This is a genomic window from Dehalococcoidia bacterium (assembly GCA_041649635.1).
In the GTDB taxonomy this organism is placed as follows: Bacteria; Chloroflexota; Dehalococcoidia; order E44-bin15; family E44-bin15; genus JAYEHL01.
In genome coordinates, this window is record JBAZMV010000002.1 from 75,748 (window position 1) to 93,280 (window position 17,533).

General features: G+C 53.1%; 16 protein-coding genes and 1 tRNA gene. 9 read left to right on the top strand and 8 right to left on the bottom strand.

All coding sequences use genetic code 11. The annotated features are described in order from the left end of the window. Positions 1-84 precede the first annotated feature (84 nt). Positions 85-2,238, bottom strand: a complete 2,154-nt coding sequence (locus WC562_04190) for a PAS domain S-box protein (GenBank protein ID MFA5055359.1) — start codon at positions 2,236-2,238, stop codon at positions 85-87. A gap of 198 nt (positions 2,239-2,436) precedes the next feature. Here WC562_04190 and WC562_04195 point away from each other — a divergent pair, with 198 nt between their 5' ends. From WC562_04195 to WC562_04215, 5 genes are all read left to right on the top strand, one after another. Then, complete coding sequence (locus tag WC562_04195; GenBank protein ID MFA5055360.1) at positions 2,437-3,111, top strand: Crp/Fnr family transcriptional regulator; 675 nt, start codon at positions 2,437-2,439, stop codon at positions 3,109-3,111. Positions 3,112-3,172: 61 nt separating this feature from the next. Then, the gene (locus WC562_04200; GenBank protein ID MFA5055361.1) at positions 3,173-3,382 is read left to right on the top strand and encodes a hypothetical protein; all 210 of its coding nucleotides are present in this window, start codon (positions 3,173-3,175) and stop codon (positions 3,380-3,382) included. A gap of 436 nt (positions 3,383-3,818) precedes the next feature. Then, positions 3,819-4,076, top strand: coding sequence for a hypothetical protein (locus tag WC562_04205; protein MFA5055362.1), 258 nt, complete (start codon positions 3,819-3,821; stop codon positions 4,074-4,076). Between the two features lie 51 nt (positions 4,077-4,127). Then, positions 4,128-4,649, top strand: a complete 522-nt coding sequence (locus WC562_04210; GenBank protein MFA5055363.1) for a Uxx-star family glutaredoxin-like (seleno)protein — start codon at positions 4,128-4,130, stop codon at positions 4,647-4,649. A 68-nt stretch (positions 4,650-4,717) separates the two neighbouring features. After that, positions 4,718-5,401, top strand: a complete 684-nt coding sequence (locus tag WC562_04215; GenBank protein ID MFA5055364.1) for a cytochrome b/b6 domain-containing protein — start codon at positions 4,718-4,720, stop codon at positions 5,399-5,401. 19 nt (positions 5,402-5,420) lie between these two features. Here the strand turns inward: WC562_04215 and WC562_04220 are convergent, their stop codons facing one another. Then, positions 5,421-6,377 carry a dienelactone hydrolase family protein gene (locus tag WC562_04220; GenBank protein ID MFA5055365.1) on the bottom strand — a complete coding sequence of 319 codons (957 nt, stop codon included), beginning with the start codon at positions 6,375-6,377 and terminating at the stop codon, positions 5,421-5,423. Positions 6,378-6,813: 436 nt separating this feature from the next. On the opposite strand from WC562_04220, the gene WC562_04225 reads away from it, so the two are divergent. From WC562_04225 to WC562_04235, 3 genes are all read left to right on the top strand, one after another. Then, positions 6,814-8,076, top strand: coding sequence for a replication-associated recombination protein A (locus WC562_04225; protein MFA5055366.1), 1,263 nt, complete (start codon positions 6,814-6,816; stop codon positions 8,074-8,076). A 94-nt stretch (positions 8,077-8,170) separates the two neighbouring features. Beyond that, the gene (locus tag WC562_04230) at positions 8,171-8,758 is read left to right on the top strand and encodes a sigma-70 family RNA polymerase sigma factor (protein MFA5055367.1); all 588 of its coding nucleotides are present in this window, start codon (positions 8,171-8,173) and stop codon (positions 8,756-8,758) included. Positions 8,759-8,780: 22 nt separating this feature from the next. After that, positions 8,781-11,033, top strand: a complete 2,253-nt coding sequence (locus tag WC562_04235) for a beta-propeller domain-containing protein (protein ID MFA5055368.1) — start codon at positions 8,781-8,783, stop codon at positions 11,031-11,033. Positions 11,034-11,092: 59 nt separating this feature from the next. On the opposite strand, the gene WC562_04240 is transcribed toward WC562_04235, so the two are convergent. After that, a complete protein-coding gene (locus WC562_04240; GenBank protein ID MFA5055369.1) occupies positions 11,093-12,775 on the bottom strand; it encodes a YgiQ family radical SAM protein in 1,683 nt (560 codons plus the stop codon). Positions 12,776-12,925: 150 nt separating this feature from the next. Between WC562_04240 and WC562_04245 the strand changes: the two genes are divergently transcribed. Further along, positions 12,926-13,255, top strand: coding sequence for a hypothetical protein (locus WC562_04245; protein ID MFA5055370.1), 330 nt, complete (start codon positions 12,926-12,928; stop codon positions 13,253-13,255). Here WC562_04245 and WC562_04250 read toward each other — a convergent pair whose 3' ends face one another. The 5 genes from WC562_04250 to WC562_04270 all read right to left on the bottom strand — a co-directional run bounded on the left by WC562_04250 (position 13,256) and on the right by WC562_04270 (position 17,367). Continuing rightward, positions 13,256-13,468 carry a hypothetical protein gene (locus WC562_04250; protein MFA5055371.1) on the bottom strand — a complete coding sequence of 71 codons (213 nt, stop codon included), beginning with the start codon at positions 13,466-13,468 and terminating at the stop codon, positions 13,256-13,258. Positions 13,469-13,653: 185 nt separating this feature from the next. Further along, positions 13,654-13,727, bottom strand: a tRNA-Arg gene (locus tag WC562_04255). 71 nt (positions 13,728-13,798) lie between these two features. Continuing rightward, positions 13,799-14,347, bottom strand: coding sequence for an O-acetyl-ADP-ribose deacetylase (locus WC562_04260; GenBank protein ID MFA5055372.1), 549 nt, complete (start codon positions 14,345-14,347; stop codon positions 13,799-13,801). A 386-nt stretch (positions 14,348-14,733) separates the two neighbouring features. After that, on the bottom strand, positions 14,734-15,915 hold the full coding sequence (locus WC562_04265) for an acetyl-CoA acetyltransferase (GenBank protein MFA5055373.1): 1,182 nt from the start codon (positions 15,913-15,915) through the stop codon (positions 14,734-14,736). A 12-nt stretch (positions 15,916-15,927) separates the two neighbouring features. Then, positions 15,928-17,367 carry an OB-fold domain-containing protein gene (locus tag WC562_04270; protein MFA5055374.1) on the bottom strand — a complete coding sequence of 480 codons (1,440 nt, stop codon included), beginning with the start codon at positions 17,365-17,367 and terminating at the stop codon, positions 15,928-15,930. Positions 17,368-17,533 lie beyond the last annotated feature (166 nt).

Here is a 17,533-nt window from a genome sequence, read left to right on the forward strand (position 1 = left end):
TGACAAATATAGTTAATCGCAAAATATAGAAAAGACTATTCAGGTGCCGCAAAGCAAAGCGTATCTGGAAAGTGGAATCCGGGGCTATTTTTTAGGTTTCTTTGCCTTAGCTTTGGTTGTTGTCCTAATACTAGTGATGTCTCTTATGATATCGCATACTTGAGTCTTGCCGTCTTTTGTAATAGGGAAGCCCGTTACTTCCACAATGCCGTGCGAGCCATTCTTCTTTATGAACTCCAATTCAACAGGCTTATTGGCTTTGCCCTTTTTAATTTCCTTCAATCCATCGATGATTATCGGCAGACGTTCCTTGCCGACTAAACCTATATCGAGGATGCTCTTGCCGATATAACCTTTTCTGTTAATGTCGAGCATCTCCGCAGCTTTTTTATTAAAATCTACGATAATTCCTTCAATATCATGTACAAGTATGGCGTCAGGAGCATTATCGAGGAAGGCTTTTAAGTTTTCCTCGCATTCCTTCACTTCATCTTCCAGCCGCTTGAGCTCGGACATCTCAATGCCGACACCTGCGAGGTACGTCTTGTCGTTCAGTGTTATACGGGATCCCGTAAGGTAGTACGGCACCACGCGTCCGCTTTTTGAGACAGCGTTGATCTCTATCGAATCCTTGCCATCGGTAAATGTTCTTTCTATCCTCTGCTGGATCAGGGGCCTGTCTTTCTTATGAAAGAGTTCAATCGGGTTCATCTTAGATATTTCTTCCGGCGTGTACTCCGTCTCGGTCTCGAAGTTATTATTCCACCTCACGAAACGGCCTTTCGTATCTATCATATAAAATACGCCGGGAAGGCTGTTAATCGTGGAATCGGAGAAGTTCTTCTCATGCAAAAGTGCTTCTTCGGCTTTCTTGCGCTGTGTTATATCGACCCATATCGATAGATAACAGGAAAGTTTATCGTTCTGCATTACAATTGTGGTCGTTATTTCGACCCAAAACAATTTCCCGCGCTTTGTTTTCATGGGCAGTTCAAGTTTTTGTACGCTGTCCATCAGGGCTTGCCCGGTATTTTGCACCATTCTTTTGGTGGCTTCCTCAGTCCAGTAGGGATAGGGAACTTTTTTACCTATAAGATCGGCTAGCGAATACCCTGTCAGTTTCAACAACGCCGGATTGACGTATTTAATCGCTGTATTGGGCTCGGCGACAAGTATAGGGTAAGGCGCATTATCAATAAGACTGGAGCTGAACTCCTCGCTTTCCTTAAGGGATTCGAGCAGTTTAAGTTCGGTTATATCCGTAGCCATGAGGCCAAGGCCGTTACCTACCTTGAATATCCTAACCGAAACTCTCATATCACCGAAGGCGGGATCTACTGCAATGTCGTTGATTTCCATCGGCTTTCCCGTACGAAGCACTTCCAGCAATTGCTTATCGCGTCCGCTGGCTTTCATCACGGGCATGATTGATAAGAAGTTCTTGCCGATGTAGTCTTTATTAACGGTGCCGGCGGGAAGATACTTGGTTACCGTATTATTCATTTCCACGATATTTAGTTCTGAATCCATCAGTATGAATATATCATTGGAAGAGTCCATAATGCGGCGCAGTTTCTCTTCCGTCTGATACAGCTTCTCTTCCGTCCGGTTGCGCTCGTTGCCGGAATTGGCAAGACTGCTAATGCGCCGGCGCAAATCTACCAGCTCGGACATCAACTGGTCGGTCGCCTTATCTTCGGCTCCTGCTGTCTGGCTGTCGATGCTATGCAGGATCTTTAGGACATCGTTTTCTTGAAAAGGCTTCTGGATTATATAGGACGGTCCGGGAGGAAGCGTATCTAGTGCGATGGGCTCGCCGCCCAGTCTGGCGCTGATGACGATTGTCGCCTTTTTATCGCTTCTTCTGATCTCCGAGATGATCTCTGCGGTTGTGTCGGAAGCAGGTTTTGAAATTAGAAAGATGACGGAGTAATTTGTTCGTTCCAATTCTTGATAGGCCTGGTTTGGCTTCTTAACGGTGGTGACCTTGAAATTGTCCCGCGTGGTGATCAGATTATTTATCTCCAGTGTCTCCAGGTCGTCCCCGATGAGAAGGACGTTCCTTTCGCTGACCTGCGCTTTACCGGCGAACCAGCTATCGAGCACGGTCCTGTTGAACCGCCAGTGTCCGCCCAGCTTGTAAGCGGGTATCTCGCCCTGCTGCGCCAGCTTGTACAGGGTCATATAGCTGAGCTTCAGGTATTCCGATGCCTCCCTTGTTGTCATCAGGTCGCTCATATTGTCATCCCCTTCGGATATGTTAATAGTATATTATTATATAAAATTTATTAATAAAATTAAAGTGGTTGGTTGGAAAACCATCATTTTGTCATAATAGCACTATCAATATGGGCAGGCAACGTACTTCGTGATATCTCAACCATTATAGTCTGATACATGATATAATATTGCTCTGATAATAGCTATTGAATATACATGTCTAATTTAACAGATTTTCTGCAATCAACTCCATACTTCAACAACCTTGCGGGTAAGAACGAGCTCGAGGGCATAGGCAGGTATGTGCTTGAGAAGAAGGCGGAGAAGGGCGATCTGATAGTGGCGGAGGGCGAGCATCCCACGGCCCTTTATTTCGTCGTCTCCGGCGCGATTAAGCTGTTCAAGACATCGCCCGAGGGCAAGGAGCAGATATTCGGCATCGTGTACGGCGGCGGAACGTTCAACGACGTAGCGGTGTTCGACGGGGGACGCAATCCCGTAAGCGCGCAGGCGATGGTTGCTTCGACGCTTTACAGCATACGCAAAAGCGATATCGAGATAATAATCAAAGAACATCCCGGCGTGGCCGTCAACGTCGGCAAGGTCCTTGCCGGACAGGTGAGGCAGCTGGGCGGATTGGTCGAGGATCTGTCCTTCAAGAACGTTATGGCCAGGGTAGCGAAAATCCTCATTGAAAATTCTGGTGACGGATATGGCAGGCAGCACAGGCTGACGCAGCAGGACATGGCGGCCATGGCGGGGACGGCGCGTGAGGTGGTGGGGCGGTCTCTGAAATCGCTTGAAGATGACGGCGTGATAAAGATAGAGCGGCATCGCATCATCATTAAAGATATCGATGTGCTTAGAGACATCGCGGGGGCGAATGTATGAGACAAAAGTCATATTCTATACGAGATTCCGGTAATAAGATTATATTTAGAAGGTTTGACCTATGGCAATAGAGATGCCGAAAATAGACCACGATAAATGCGACTGCTGCGGCCTTTGCGTGGAAGTGTGCCGATGCGGTGCATTGGTTCTTGTAAACGGCGTAGTGACAATTATAGAATCGAAGCTCTGCGGCTGGTGCCTTCAGTGCGAAATCATTTGTCCCCGGGATGCCATATCCTGCCCTTACGAGATAGTCGTCGAGAAGCGTTAGCTATCGGATTCATCCCCTGTTATTCCCCCATACGTTGGTTGCAGGGTAAGGGCTTGATTAATCAAGCCCTTACAGGACACCCACCGGCCCCCCGGTCCTTCCGCGGAAGGGCAACTCTTCTCTTGAGGTTGACGTACGAGAGATAGATTATCCAAACCCCCGGCTAATCTCACATACGTTGGTAATCGGGTAGGGGCAGACCTGCGTGTCTGCCTGCAATGGGCGAACACATAGGTTCGCCCCTACAGGTCATTACCATGTCTCCCGTCAGGATACGATTCTCCTGAACTTCTTCTGAATATGTCTATACATAGACGTTTCATCACAGATTTTTCTCGATCAAATAGCTTCATAAGAACAAAAATGGGACTTAAATCACATACAAAAACCCGACAACGACATAGAATGTTCGTGAAAAAAGGAAAGGGGGTGCGCCATGAAGAGGAACGCGACATTAGCCCCCCGTGTTGACAGGGAACCGGCTGATAAGGAGCGCTCAACCTGTAGCCATTACTGGGTTATAGAGAAGGCTAAAGGTCCTATCAGCAGGGGGCAATGCAAGTATTGCGGAATAAGGAGGGATTTCTCCAATTTCATCCCTGATTACCAGTGGGATTCGGGATTATTTAGTAAGCCCGGGTCCGGATTGCCGGTGATTGATGAAGTGAGTAAAGAATCCGTGTCAGTTAATTAAAAAGCATATAGTATACTATTAACCGAATCGATCTGGTACGGAGGGTTACAAGTGGATATAAAGATATACACCACGCCGACTTGCGGCTACTGCCATATGGCCAAGAAATATCTTTCGGAACGAGGGATACCGTATACAGAATATGACGTATCGCGAGACAGACAGGCCGCTGATGAGATGGTGAATCTCACCGGTCAGATGGGAGTTCCGGTTATCGTTGTCGACGGCCAGGCCATCGTAGGATTCGACAGGCAAAGGCTGGAACAATTGATCGCCGGAGGCGGCGGAAGTAATCGTCCCAGGTTCGGTTTGAAGGTGGCGGATGCAAGCAAGGTCGCCAAGAAGGTGGGCGGATTACCCGTTTTCGGGGCGCTTGTCGGAGCCGTGGCCCCGGGTTCGCCCGGTGAGCGCGCCGGAATAAAGGAAGGGGATATCATAACCGAAATCAACATGCGACCAATACGGGGCGCCGATGATCTGGAGAAAGCTCTGGCCAATCTGCGCGCGGGAGGCAGGGTAACTATTATCCTGCAGCGGGGGCAGCAGGAACTGAGGGCGGAAGTAGTTATCTAGTATCGACCAGGGCAAGGGTATCGAATGAAACTGTCGCTCGTGTTGGCCTAATATTCAGGAAATATGTAATGTCGAACAATTGGAAGAGCGGAAGACGGGTGTTGCATTGGATGGTAGCGGCGGCCTTCGTCGTGATGGTACTGACCGGACTGACGCTGCTGGTGCCCGCTCTGTCCGGACTGGCCGCGGGCGGCTGGACCCGACTAATTCATAAAATAGCGGCGGTTTTACTGGTCGCGGCTCCGCTGGCTTATATTTTTGTGAACCGCCCCGCTGTCCGGCGCTGGTTCAGGGACGCCGCGGTCTGGCACAGGCCGCAGCAGAAAGAGCGCTACGCAGTTCATGTCTGGCAGCGCTGGCACAAACTGATCATATCCGCAGGCTTCATCATAGTCGTAATCACCGGCTCCATACAGTGGTTCCTAAAAGGCATCGTGCCGTCTTCGGTGTTCAATTTTTCCTTACTGGTACATGGCATAGTGTTCTTTTCCGCGCTGCTCATCCTGCTCTACCATGTCTACTTCGAGCTCGTGTGGTGGCTGTGGCGCAGGAGATATTGCAGGAACTGTCACGAACCCCAATGCGTCGACGAGTGTCCCGTAAACGCTGTTTCGACCGGAAACGATAATATGGCTGTGCGCGATATGTCAGTATGCAACGGATGCCGGCTTTGCATGAAATCGTGTCAGCGCGAAGGTTATTACATAAAGTCTGTTCGAACTAAAAAGACGGATGCGACGACAACCGATTAACTACGAAGTGGGATGTCGATCACTGCCCGATGTTGTATTCGAAGACGGAAACGTTTAACTCCACAGCATCATCGCCGAAGATGTAGCGATCGTATCCTTTCAGACCTTTAAGGTGGTATTGAAACCACGCGGTAAAGTAGCGGCTCGAAATTCGCCGCTGTTCCTCAAAGCCTATGCTGATTTCCGGCTCTATTTCAAATAGTACGGCTATTTCCGCGAAGTTCCAGGTTAAGAAGCCTATGTGGTTGCCACCGTTTATCTCGATGTATTGCTTCGTAGTCGTATCAGGTATAATGTCGGTATAAAAGGGCAGAACGCGCTCGGGAGGCACGAATGTATCGGCGCTCCCAATCTGAAGTTGGACGGGAACGGAGATATTCGCTGCGGCGTTCATGGTCGCCGTAGTGTGGCTGGAGTTATATCCCGCCGGCGCCAGCGGAACGGCGGCATCAACGCCGGAATTTGCGGTTCCGGCAGCCTCCAGGCACCCCCCTCCGCCCATAGAAAGGCCGATTACGCCGAAGGTTTCTGTGTCGATGAGTCCGTAGACAGGCGATGACGGGTCGCTGTTCTGCAACTTCAATTGTTGGATTCCCCCGATGAAACCGGCTGCCCATTGCGTTGTGCTGTTGCAGAACATGTCGGGAGGCGTGAATGCCAGCGTCACGTATCCGTGTGAGACGAGGTGCTCCGATATCCAGCTGACCGACCATTCGCCCCCGCCGCGCCCGCTGCTGACGATGATGCCCGGGTATGGCGCGGCGGAATCGTCGACGGATGCAAGCTGTCCGTCCTCCTCAGCTGGATACCTTACTGTGGCTTCATATGTCCCGTAATCCGAAACATTGTATGAGATGCTGTACTCGCCTACGTGGTATGCGCCGGGTTCATCCGGCGGAGCGATGGAGATACATGAGGTCAGGATAGCGGCCATTGTGATCACTAGCAAGGTCGCCGAGCACTTCAGTGCTTTCATGTGCGTTATTATATCACGGGAAAAGAGGCTGAAGATTGTATATCTTCGTTTACGTATAGATTGATTATCCAAACCCCCTGGTAGTCCACCATATATTGGTCACCGGGTAAGGGCTTGATTAATCAAGCCCCTACGGGACACCCCTATCCTTCCATACATCTTAATATCATGGAAGGATCGTCAGAGGGTGATCCCTCTGTACTCCCCTTTTACGATAAATCGTGCCGGGGCGAGTAATATCGGTTCCTTTCTGGATTAATGAATTATGGACTTTATAGCGGGCTTTTGTTATATTGATGGACTATTAGAAGTAGAAGTCTCCGGCGGCGATTTCAGACAGCGAGGCGATATGAAGAAAAGCAAAGAACCTCAGAAGGATTTGTTCTCGTTACAGGGCGAAAAGGATTTTCAGCAGGGGGCTCCGCTGGCGGCAAGGATGAGGCCGCAGGGCTTCACCGATTTCCTGGGGCAGGAGCACCTGGTAGGTGAGGGGCGGGCGCTGCGCAGAAGCATCGAGTCCGATCAGCTTTCCTCGATGATATTGTGGGGTCCGCCGGGCAGCGGCAAGACGACGCTCGCTCTTATCATCGCGGGCATGACCAAATCTCACTTCTCGCCCATCTCCGCGGTGAGCTCAGGCGTCGCCGATATGCGCCGCGTTATCGAGGAAGCTAAGGAGAGGCGCAGCCTGCATCGGTTGAGGACGATACTTTTCATCGACGAGATACACCGTTTCAACAAGTCCCAGCAGGACGCGGTGCTGCCGTTCGTGGAGGACGGGACGGTCACGCTCATCGGCGCCACTACCGAGAACCCGTCTTTTGAAGTTATATCGCCGCTTCTCTCAAGGTGCAGGGTGTTCGTCCTCAGGCCTTTAAGCGATGACCACGTGCGGCTCATCGTGGAGCGGGCGATTAAGGACGAAGAGAGGGGACTGGGGAAGCTGAAGCCGACCGTCGATGCGGAAGCTGTCGATTTCCTGGTCACCATGGCCAACGGAGACGCAAGGATCGCATTGAATAACCTGGAGATGGCGGTACTAGCCGCCAGACCCGATAACGACGGCGCGAGGAAGATAGCCGTTTCCACCATCGAGGATGTCATACAGCATCGCGCTTTGCTCTACGATAAGAGCGGGGAGGAACATTACAACCTGATATCGGCTTTACATAAGTCGCTGCGTGGTTCCGATCCGGACGCCGCGCTGTACTGGCTGGGGCGTATGCTGGAGGCGGGGGAGGACCCGCTTTATATCGTTCGCAGGCTGGTTCGATTCGCTTCCGAGGATGTGGGTATGGCCGATCCTCAGGCGCTGGTGGTAGCCGTTTCGGCGCAGCAGGCCGTGCATTTCGTGGGTATGCCGGAGGGCAACCTGGCCCTGGCCCAGGCGGCTGTATACCTGGCCACGGCGCCCAAGAGCAACTCGCTTTATGCAGCTTATTCGCATATGCAGCAGGATGTTCAGCAAACGCGGAACGAGCCGGTGCCGCTGCACCTGCGCAATGCAGTGACCGGGCTCATGAAAGCCGAGGGATACGGCAAAGGGTACAAATACGCCCATGATTATGCCGGGCACTTCGTGGAACAGCAGAACCTGCCTGATTCGATAAAGGATAAACAATACTATTTCCCGAGCGACCAGGGCGAGGAATCGAAGATTGCGGCCAGACTTAAGTCGCTGCGGGAGAAAAAGAAATAGTCGCTTGAAGTCGCCGACTTGTCTCCGATAAAGACCTGACAAAAGTCTGCGCCGCCCGTCTTTATAGGTAAGAGCGAGAGAGGGCGGCAGATTCATGGACGGTTCTGTATATTGCGGCACTATTCAACGGGCGGATTCCCGTGCTAAAGAAACGAGGAGGGATCACCTGAACGAGAAATGCGATAGCGAAACCAAGACCGTGGAATCCGTGATCGCCGATCTTTTCGAGGAGTATTACGACAGGGTCGTGCGTTATATCTATGTCCGGATCAGCGACCAGCCGGAAGCCGAGGACCTGGCGGGAGAGGTGTTTTTAAAAGCTTTGAAATCCATGGGCTCTTACCGGGGCTCGGTTGCGCAGATGCGGTTCTGGATCTTTAAGATAGCGCGCAATATAGTTATCGACCACTATCGCAAGAAGGGCATACGCAAGACCGTTAATCTTGACGATGTAGAGATACCGGATCATTCCAATGTCGAAGAGCTGGCCGAGCGCAGGTTGCAGGTCGGCGAGTTGACGAAGGCTCTGAAACAATTAACCGGGGCGCAGCAGGAGGTAATAGGTCTGCGATTCTTCGCCGGGCTGTCATCGGCCGAGACGGCCCAGGTGCTGGGGAAGAGCAGTGGGGCGGTGAGGGAGATGCAGTGCGATGCCATACGCAAGCTGCGCACGCTGATGTAGATAGGATGAAGGGGGTGTTGTGATGAGAGATGACATAGAAAAAATACTGGACGAATGCATAGACCGCATGAGCGCCGGCGAGTCGCTGGAGGCTTGTCTCGCAAGCTATCCTGAGCATGCCGAGGAAATTCGTCCGTTGCTGCTGGCGGCCGGCGGTATCAGGAATGCCGATATGCCGCCTGTGAATCAGCAGGCCAGAGCGGCGGCGAAGCTCAAGCTTAACGCGGCGTTGGTACAGAGTAGAGAGGAGGCTGGATTTATGCAGAGATTACCTGGTTTATTTGCGTTTCAGAAAGTTAGGGCGATGGCCGCAGTGTCCGTATTGCTTGTCGCGGTTATTGTGGGGGTTAGCGTCTACTCGGTTACGGGGGGAGGGGGAACAACTCCCGGGCAGAATGTAGCTGTGTCTGCCGGCGTCAGCAATTTCCTGTCGCAGGAGGAGTTCGCTAATTATATATTGGCCAATTCGCAGAACACGGGCGGCAACTATTGGAACGGCGGAGTCGGGCTTGGTCTGGAAGGCGAGTGGGAAGATTCCAGCATGGTTCCTGCGCCTGTCTGGGAAGAGAAGGACTATTCGTCGCAAACCTCGGGTGACGGTTATAACCGGGTGTCGGGCACCAATGTACAGGTCATAGGGATAGACGAGCCCGATATCGTGAAGACGGACGGCATGAACATATTCTTCTCAAGGGAAGAATTCTATTATTACTATTACGAGTATGAGTCAATTGCGGGTACGGATATTATGCCGCCGGAAATGAACAGCGGTATCCAGATCGTCGCTGCGAATCCTCCAATCAACATGTCAGTGCTGAGCGAGATCGACAGGAACGGCGACCTGCTGCTGTATGAGGACACGCTTGCGGTCTTCACCTGGGACGGCATCTACGGTTACGATGTGTCGGATCCGCAGAATCCTGTGAGCAAGTGGGAGATTACGCTTGACGATTACACCAGCGTGGTTGCGGCCAGGCTGTACCAGGGCAAGATATACCTGGTGACGCAGACCTGGGTCTACGCCTACGACCCGCTGCCGATAAGACCGATGGAGGTCAACGGCCAGTCCGTGGAACTGAAGTATACCGACATATACTATCCGGTGATGCCAGTAGATACAGACAGCACCTTGAACGCCATGGTTTTCGATATGGGGAGCGGCAACCTCGAGGATACGGTATCCTTCGTCGGCGCCTCGTACTCCTCGACGGTATACATGTCGGGCAGCGCCATATATATCGGTTACTCCTACTGGGAGGACGAGACTCCGTTCGTCATAGATTTCTGCAGGGAGAGACTGCAGGGGATAGTGCCGGATTCCGTTATCGCCAGGATCAATCTGCTGGATACATATGATATCAGCGACGCGGCCAAGATGACCGAGATTGGCGTTATCTTTGAGGAATACCTTAGTTCATTGAGCGGCGATGAGATGGCGCAGGTGCAGGACAATATCGGGAATGCGATGGATGATTATTTCGCCGAACACATGCGGGAACTGGAGGGAACCGGCATCTTAAAGATATCGCTTGACAGCCTCGACGTGACGGCTGCGGGCGGCGTGCCCGGAACATTGCTGAACCAGTTCTCGATGGATGAGTACGACGGTTATCTCAGGGTGGCGACCACTGTGGGGGGCATGTTCGGGTTCAGCGGGTTCTGGGTCAGCGGCGGGAGCGCCAACGATATATATGTGCTGGACGGCGACCTGAACATCGTCGGCTCCGTCATGGACCTGGGCCTCACCGAGCAGATATACTCGGCCAGGTTCATCGGCGACAAAGGATACATCGTCACGTACAGGCAGGTCGACCCGTTCTACGTGCTTGACCTGTCCGATCCGACCAATCCACAGCTCAAAGGCGAGTTGAAGATACCGGGATATTCCTCATACATGCATCCGATATCGGGGGACAGGATGCTGGGCATTGGGGAGGAGGACTGGCAGGTGAAGATATCCCTGTTCGACGTGCAGAACCCGGAGCAGCCTGCGGAGCTGGGTAAGTACATACTGGACGACTACTGGTCCGACGTGCTGAGCACGCATCATGCCTTCCTGTTGGACGAGGCGCACGAGATATTCTTCCTGCCGGGAGATGACAGCGGCTACATCTTCTCCTACGCCGGCAATACCCTGGAAATCGTGATGGAGGTCAGCGACATACAGGCGACAAGGGCCATTTACATAGATGACAACCTTTACGTGATAGGCGACGATAAGATAGTCGTGGTCGATGAGCTTACTTGGCAGGTCGTGAACGAGCTCGAGTTCTAAAGTCGCAAATCGACGGATAACAATAAAGCCCTTCGTAGCTTCGCGCCGCGAAGGGCTTTTCATTTGCGTCGTTCGACAGCCGTTCTTTTTAGAACGTCTTTCTGTTCCTGTATACCCGTCAGGCTTTTTTCGCAGAATATCCTGTTGCCGGACATATCCGTCTCGCAATAGTACATAGCGGTCGATATGGTCGACGGCGTGGGTGTGAATATCTGCACCTGTTCCGGGATCAGCTTTAAACGAGACGACATGAATGTCCTGAGCGCCCGCATGTGCTCCGGGGTGCAGCCGGGGTGCGCGGCGATGATGTAGTAGGTCAAATACCGTCGACGGCCTGACTTCTCGCATGCTTTGTCGAACAGCGCCTTGAATGCCATGAGCGATGAGATGGAAGGCTTGTTCATCAGTGACAGGACTTCGTCCTCGCAGTGCTCCGGCGCGAGCTTGAGCTGGCCGGAGACGTGATGTTTAACCAGTCCGTCGACGTAGCTTTTCCCGTTTTCCCCGTCGGCGACCACCATGTCGTGGCGGATGCCGGAAGAGACGAAGACCTTCTTAACCTTCGGGATCTTCATGAGGTCACTCAGCAGCTTTACCTGCTCTTCGTGTCCGAATTTCAGGTTCGGGCAGATATCCGGCATGAGGCAGTGCTTGCGCTTGCAGCGCCAGCCCTTATCGCATGTGACGCCGTACATGTTCGCGGTGGGGCCGCCTACATCGTGGATGATACCGTTGAACCCCGGCTTCTTTGCAATACGCTCCGCTTCCTTTACTATCGACTGCCTGCTGCGGGAGACGACGCCGCGCCCCTGATGTACGGCTATAGAGCAGAAATTGCAGCCACCGAAACATCCGCGGTGCGTGGTTATCGACTGTTTGATGGTTTCCAGCGCTCTGACCTCGCCCGTTTTGTAGTAAGGGTGCACGTCGCACTCGAAATCAAGGTCGCATATCTCGTCAAGCTCATCGGTCGAAAGCAACGGCTGCGGCGGGTTATGGATGAGATATCGCTGGCCGTGCTGCTGGATAAATTCGGTGTTCGCATCGTCGATTTTCTCATGGAACAACCTGGTCATGGACATGAAGGATTCTTTGTTCGTCGAGGTTTCTTCAAATGAAGACAGCCTTGTGTATTTGTCGACGGGATTCGGCGAGATGTAACATATGCCTTTGAGCTGCTTCCAGTCGGCGCCTTCAGCGAGCGTCCGTGCAAGCTCAACGATTGTTTTCTCGGCCATGCCGTAGGCCAGGATGTCAGCCTTTGAATCGAACAGGATGGAGCGGCGTACGGCGTCGTCCCAGTAATCGTAGTGAGCGATGCGGCGTAAGCTAGCTTCGATGCCACCGATAACGATGGGGACGGTGTTCTTGAAATGTTGTCTGATGAGATTGGTATAAACTATCGTGGCGCGATTCGGCCTTACGTTGATGCCGCCCGGCGTGTAGTCGTCCTGCCTGCGGGGCTTCTTGACCGGAGTGTAGTTAGCCACCATCGAGTCGATGCATCCCGCAGTAATCCCCCAGAACAGGCGCGGCTCCCCCAGGCGCTTGATATCGTTCCCATTCGCTGTCGACGGCTGGGCGATGATCGCGGTCTTGAATCCGTGTTTAAGCAGGTACTTGCCGATTACGGCGACGCCGATATGCGGGCCGTCGATGTATGTATCGCCTGTGACCAGTATGACATCCGGCCTGTCCCAGCCGAGCGTTTTGATTTCTTTTTCAGTGGTCGGTAAAAACATAGCTTCTATCCTATCAAAAGGATAACCAAGTTGTCCGGCAATATCAAATTGAGAAGCAGGGTGTATTTTACATGGCATGTAATATAATATATGAAATAGATATCAGTTTACGTTGGCGAGTATATTGTCTGCGTAGATGTAGAGGTGATTATGAATAAGAAAATCTATAATAAGCTTATAGAGGTGGCTAAGAAGAACACAGTTATCTACGAAAGCGATCTTGCCAATGCAGCCGGCATGAATTTGAGCCTGCCCCATGAGCGGCGCGAGCTGGACAGGCAGCTCGACGAGATAAACAGCTATGAGCGCGAGCAGGGTCGTCCGGTGCTTTCGGCCGTGATTATTCAGAAAGACAGCCATATGCCGGGACGACACTTCTTTGAGTTTTGCAGGGATATCGGCTTACTCAAGAGTGAAGACGAAGACGAATTTTATATAAAGGAACAGCGCAAGGTCTACGTCTTCTGGGCTTCGCAGTAGCTATACGTAAACTACGCCGGCTTTGCATCTGCTGTTGGGACACGGCTTGACGCCGGTGCCGTTACACACCCTGCATTTTTCATTCGGTTCGGCGTGCGGGTCGATAAGCTTATGAACGGTCCTTGTGCCTTTTCCGCCGCAGAATCTACATGTAACAACGCCTTTACCACCGCAGTTGCCGCAGGTGCAGTGACCCAGTCTCGATAATGACATATTATGCCTCTATATATTTCAGAGTTTTCTGATTATAAGTAACAGAAAATTGAAGTAATTTACTACAATGCGGAACGTTTGTCAATAGGCATTCGGTAATTCTGTGGCTAAGGCAGTGGGTCTTTTCGCGGGTTTTGCGGGGTGGGACGGTCGCCGGGATCAGCTATGTTGCAGCTATGAAAAAGCGTCCCCGGCGCGACTCGAACGCGCGACCCACTGCTTAGAAGGCAGTTGCTCTATCCAACTGAGCTACGGGGACGTCTGCTATCGAATTTTAGCACCTGCCTAGTGCTGTGGCAAGTAATCTAGTACTGATAACGATGTGCGGTATCAGGCTGCTATATCCTGTAAAGCGCGTTCGTAGGCCTTATATGTACTGTCGTCGAAGAGCACGAATACGACCTCTTGCAGCGATTCATCGTGTTTCAGAAAATCGATGACTGTGTTGATAGCGATCTGCGCAGCCTGCGCCAGCGGATAAGAGTAGACCCCGGTGCTTATCGATGGGAATGATATAGTCTTCAACTTGTTGTCGACCGCTGCTTTAAGGCTCTCGCGATAGGCACTGGCGAGCAGTTCAGGCTCGTTGGACTTGCCGCCATGCCATATCGGGCCTACGGTGTGAATCACGTGCTTCGCTGGCAGATTGCCGCCGGTGGTGATTACCGCCTTGCCCGTCGGCAGTCGCCCGCTCTTGGCGACGATTTGCTTGCACTCATCGAGTATAGCGGGGCCTCCCGCGCGGTGGATCGCGCCGTCCACCCCTCCTCCCCCCATCAGGCTCGAATTAGCTGCGTTGACGATGGCGCCGGTGGACTGTTTTGTGATGTCGCCCTGGATGAGGGAGAGAGTGGTTTTGTTGATTTTCTTGTTCAGCATAATGCTAATCAACCCCCTTTATCCCCCAATCATGGGGGAAGAAAAGTAAATTAGGGGACACCCCTAAAACCCCGGCAGGAGATTTCTCCTGCACCTCGTATCTTAGCTACCCTCTCTTTAGCAAAGAGAGGGTCAGGGTGAGTTCGCATCCGTCATTGCGAGGAATCCTTCACATTAATTCTATCATGGAAGGATGACGTGGCAATCTCGTCGTAGGTCAACCCCCTGACCCCCAATCTTGGGGAAGAGAAAAAGAATATGGGGGACACCCCCATGTCCCCCGGCAGGAGATATTCTCCTGCGCCACTTTTTAGCGTTCGACTACGGGATTTTCTGAAAAGAAAAGAGGGCTCGATGTACCGCACCAAGCCCTCTTGCTAACTTCTTTAGGTGCCGACGATTGCGACGCCCACCACGCTCCATGGCGGGTATCCGCCCATGTTGTGGGTTAGCGCCAGCTTTGGATCCTTTATCTGACGGTCGCCGGCCTTGCCCTGGAGTTGCTTGTAGCACTCGTACATCATCCTGAGACCAGAGGCTCCGATGGGGTGCCCGAAGCACTTGAGGCCGCCGTCGGGCTGTACCGGCAGTCCGCCGGTGATATCGAAGAATCCGGATTCGATATCTTCCTTGACCTTGCCGCGCGGGCTGAACTGCAGGTCTTCCATGGTCACCGCCTCGGTGATGGAGAAGCAGTCGTGTACCTCGGCCATGCTGATCTCCTCGCGCGGGTTCTTAATGCCGGCTTCCTTATAAGCGCGCTGTCCGGCGCGGAAACCGGTCTCAGCGTGCGCGTAATCGTAATCGGTATACCACATGTCCTCGCCTGAGGCCGCCGCGATGGTGCAGCCCTTGATGTAGACCGGGTTTTTGCAGGCCTTCTTTGCATCCTCGGCGCGCATCAGTACGGCCGCAGCCGCGCCGTCGCTAACGCCGCAGCAATCAAACAGGCCCAGGGGCCATGCGATTATCGGCGCGTTGATGATGGCGTCCAGCTCAACGGCTTTCTTCAGGTGCGCCTTGGGATGCTTCGAACCGTTCTGGTGGCTCTTCCAGGTGACCCTGGCGATCATCTTCTTGCCTTCCTCCGGTGAGAGGCCGTAAACGGCGAAGTACCTGGTGGCCATCATGGCGTATACGCCGGGTCCGGACGCGTTGGGCGCCCAGTACTGCTCGGCGGGCGGTCTCATATCCGGCAGTCCGCCGTAGCCGACGTCCTTGAGCTTCTCCATGCCGACGCACAGCGCGACATCGATAGCTCCGGAGGCCAGCGCGTAGGTGGCGCCGCGTATAGCCTCGGTGCCGCTGGCGCACAGGTTCTCGACGTGGGTTACAGGTATATAAGGGAGGTGCAAAGTCTGAGCCAGCTGTATGCCGCTGAGGCCCTGCATCGGGTAAAGAGTGGAGAACCACGCGGCGTCGATGTCCTTCATCTCGACTCCGGCGTCCTGCATGCACTCCTGATAGGCGTCGATTATCAGATCGGGCCCGCTCTTATCCCACAGCTCGCCGAACCTGGTGCAGCCCATTCCGATGATTGCAACTTTATCTTTAATGCCCTCTGCCATTTATCGTCTCCTTTACCCCTGAACGGGGGTTCCTTTCCAGCCATAGCCGACGTAGCCGGGGGCTTCCCATCTCTTGCGGAACGTCATCTCTACAGGCATATTAACCTTGAGTTCTTCAAGGATACAGTCGCTGAGATTGAACATGGCGCGTCCGCCGCCGTCGAAGTCGATCATACCGTAAAGCTCCGGCGGTGTCGGGGAGAATGCCAGGTTGTCTCCGGTGTAGGTGAACAGTTTTCCTTTTTTATCGGAGAAGCGGCACTCTTCCATCTGGTCGATGACCTTGCACTTGGGGTTGATGCACACCCGCTGCGGCGGCCATTGCGGCGTGCCGCAGGCCTTGCACTTTGTGCCGATCAGTCCGAAAAGTTTCTTGCGGTCGCGCCAGAGTATGGTTGCCGAAGTTTTGAAGAACTCGTCGCCGCGACCAGCGGTATCGATGGTAATCACGTTGCGGAAGGTGACCATCTTCTCGTAGCTCTTGAGCTCCGTCTTGTGCTCCATGTGCTTCTTCACGCCCTTGCGCGGGGCCAGTTTGGTGATCTCTTCAGTCACCTCGAACAGCAGCACGTCGCCGCCGTTGCCGTAGCTGGCCACTATAATCTTGTCGCCCGGCTTTGCGTCTTCCAGCGCCGCCACCAGCATGAGCAACGGGTTGGAAGCGCCGCTCAGTCCCACCGTGGTGAACATGTGGTCCTGAAGCTGCTCCGGGGTGAAGCCAAGCTTCTTGCCAATGGCGGGATGCTGGCGGTGGTACATGCCGGGGAAGCAGACCTTGGAGATGCTCTCGGGCTTGAGGCTGTACTTCTTCATCAGTCCGCCGATAGCCTCGCCGACGAACTTGCCGTAGCCCTCGTCGCGCACCCATCGGTCTTCCCAAATGCGGGTGAACCGCTCGCCGTCGGGCCGCCAGTGATCCATGAAATCGTATGTTATTGAGTGTGTTCCAATGAGGTTGGCGATGACCTTATCCTTGCCGATAAGGACGGACGCAGCCGCGTCGCCGTATATCTCCTCCTGGAAACTTCCCGCAGGTCCTATCCTGCAATCCGAAGCGCAGACCAGTACGTTGTTTGCCGTTCCAGCGGCGACCGCGTCGCACGCGGAAATTGTGGCTGTTGTTCCCGCTTTTACCGAGGCAGTGAAGTCGGCGGAACGTACTTCAGGCTTAAGGTCGAGAGCGGTGGCGATTATGCCCGCGTTCTGTCTCTCCTTGTACGGTGCCGTCGTCGTCGCCAGGTAAAGGCCGTCGATCTTGCTCCGGTCGATGCCCGTCAAGCAGTCCATTCCCGCATTGACGGCCATGCTGAGGCTGTCTTCGTCATAGTTAGCTACTGCCTTTTCCCCCGGTGTTATCGTTGCCTGGTTGATAAAACCGATAGTCCAGTAAATGGTCATTCGGTTGATACGATGCCAGGGTATGTAGGCGCCATAGGCTGTGATACCGACCATCTAACGCTCCTTTCTTGTAGAGGTTCGTATAAAAGATACTGTTTTTGGGGCCTTTCTGTCAAGCTGAAACCGTAGCTGGAAAGCCCTGCGCGAAGCAATTTGGTTTATAGCTGGGGTACGAAGGAAAAACGTTTGTCGCAAGCCGGAGCGGGAGGTCGTAACTCTG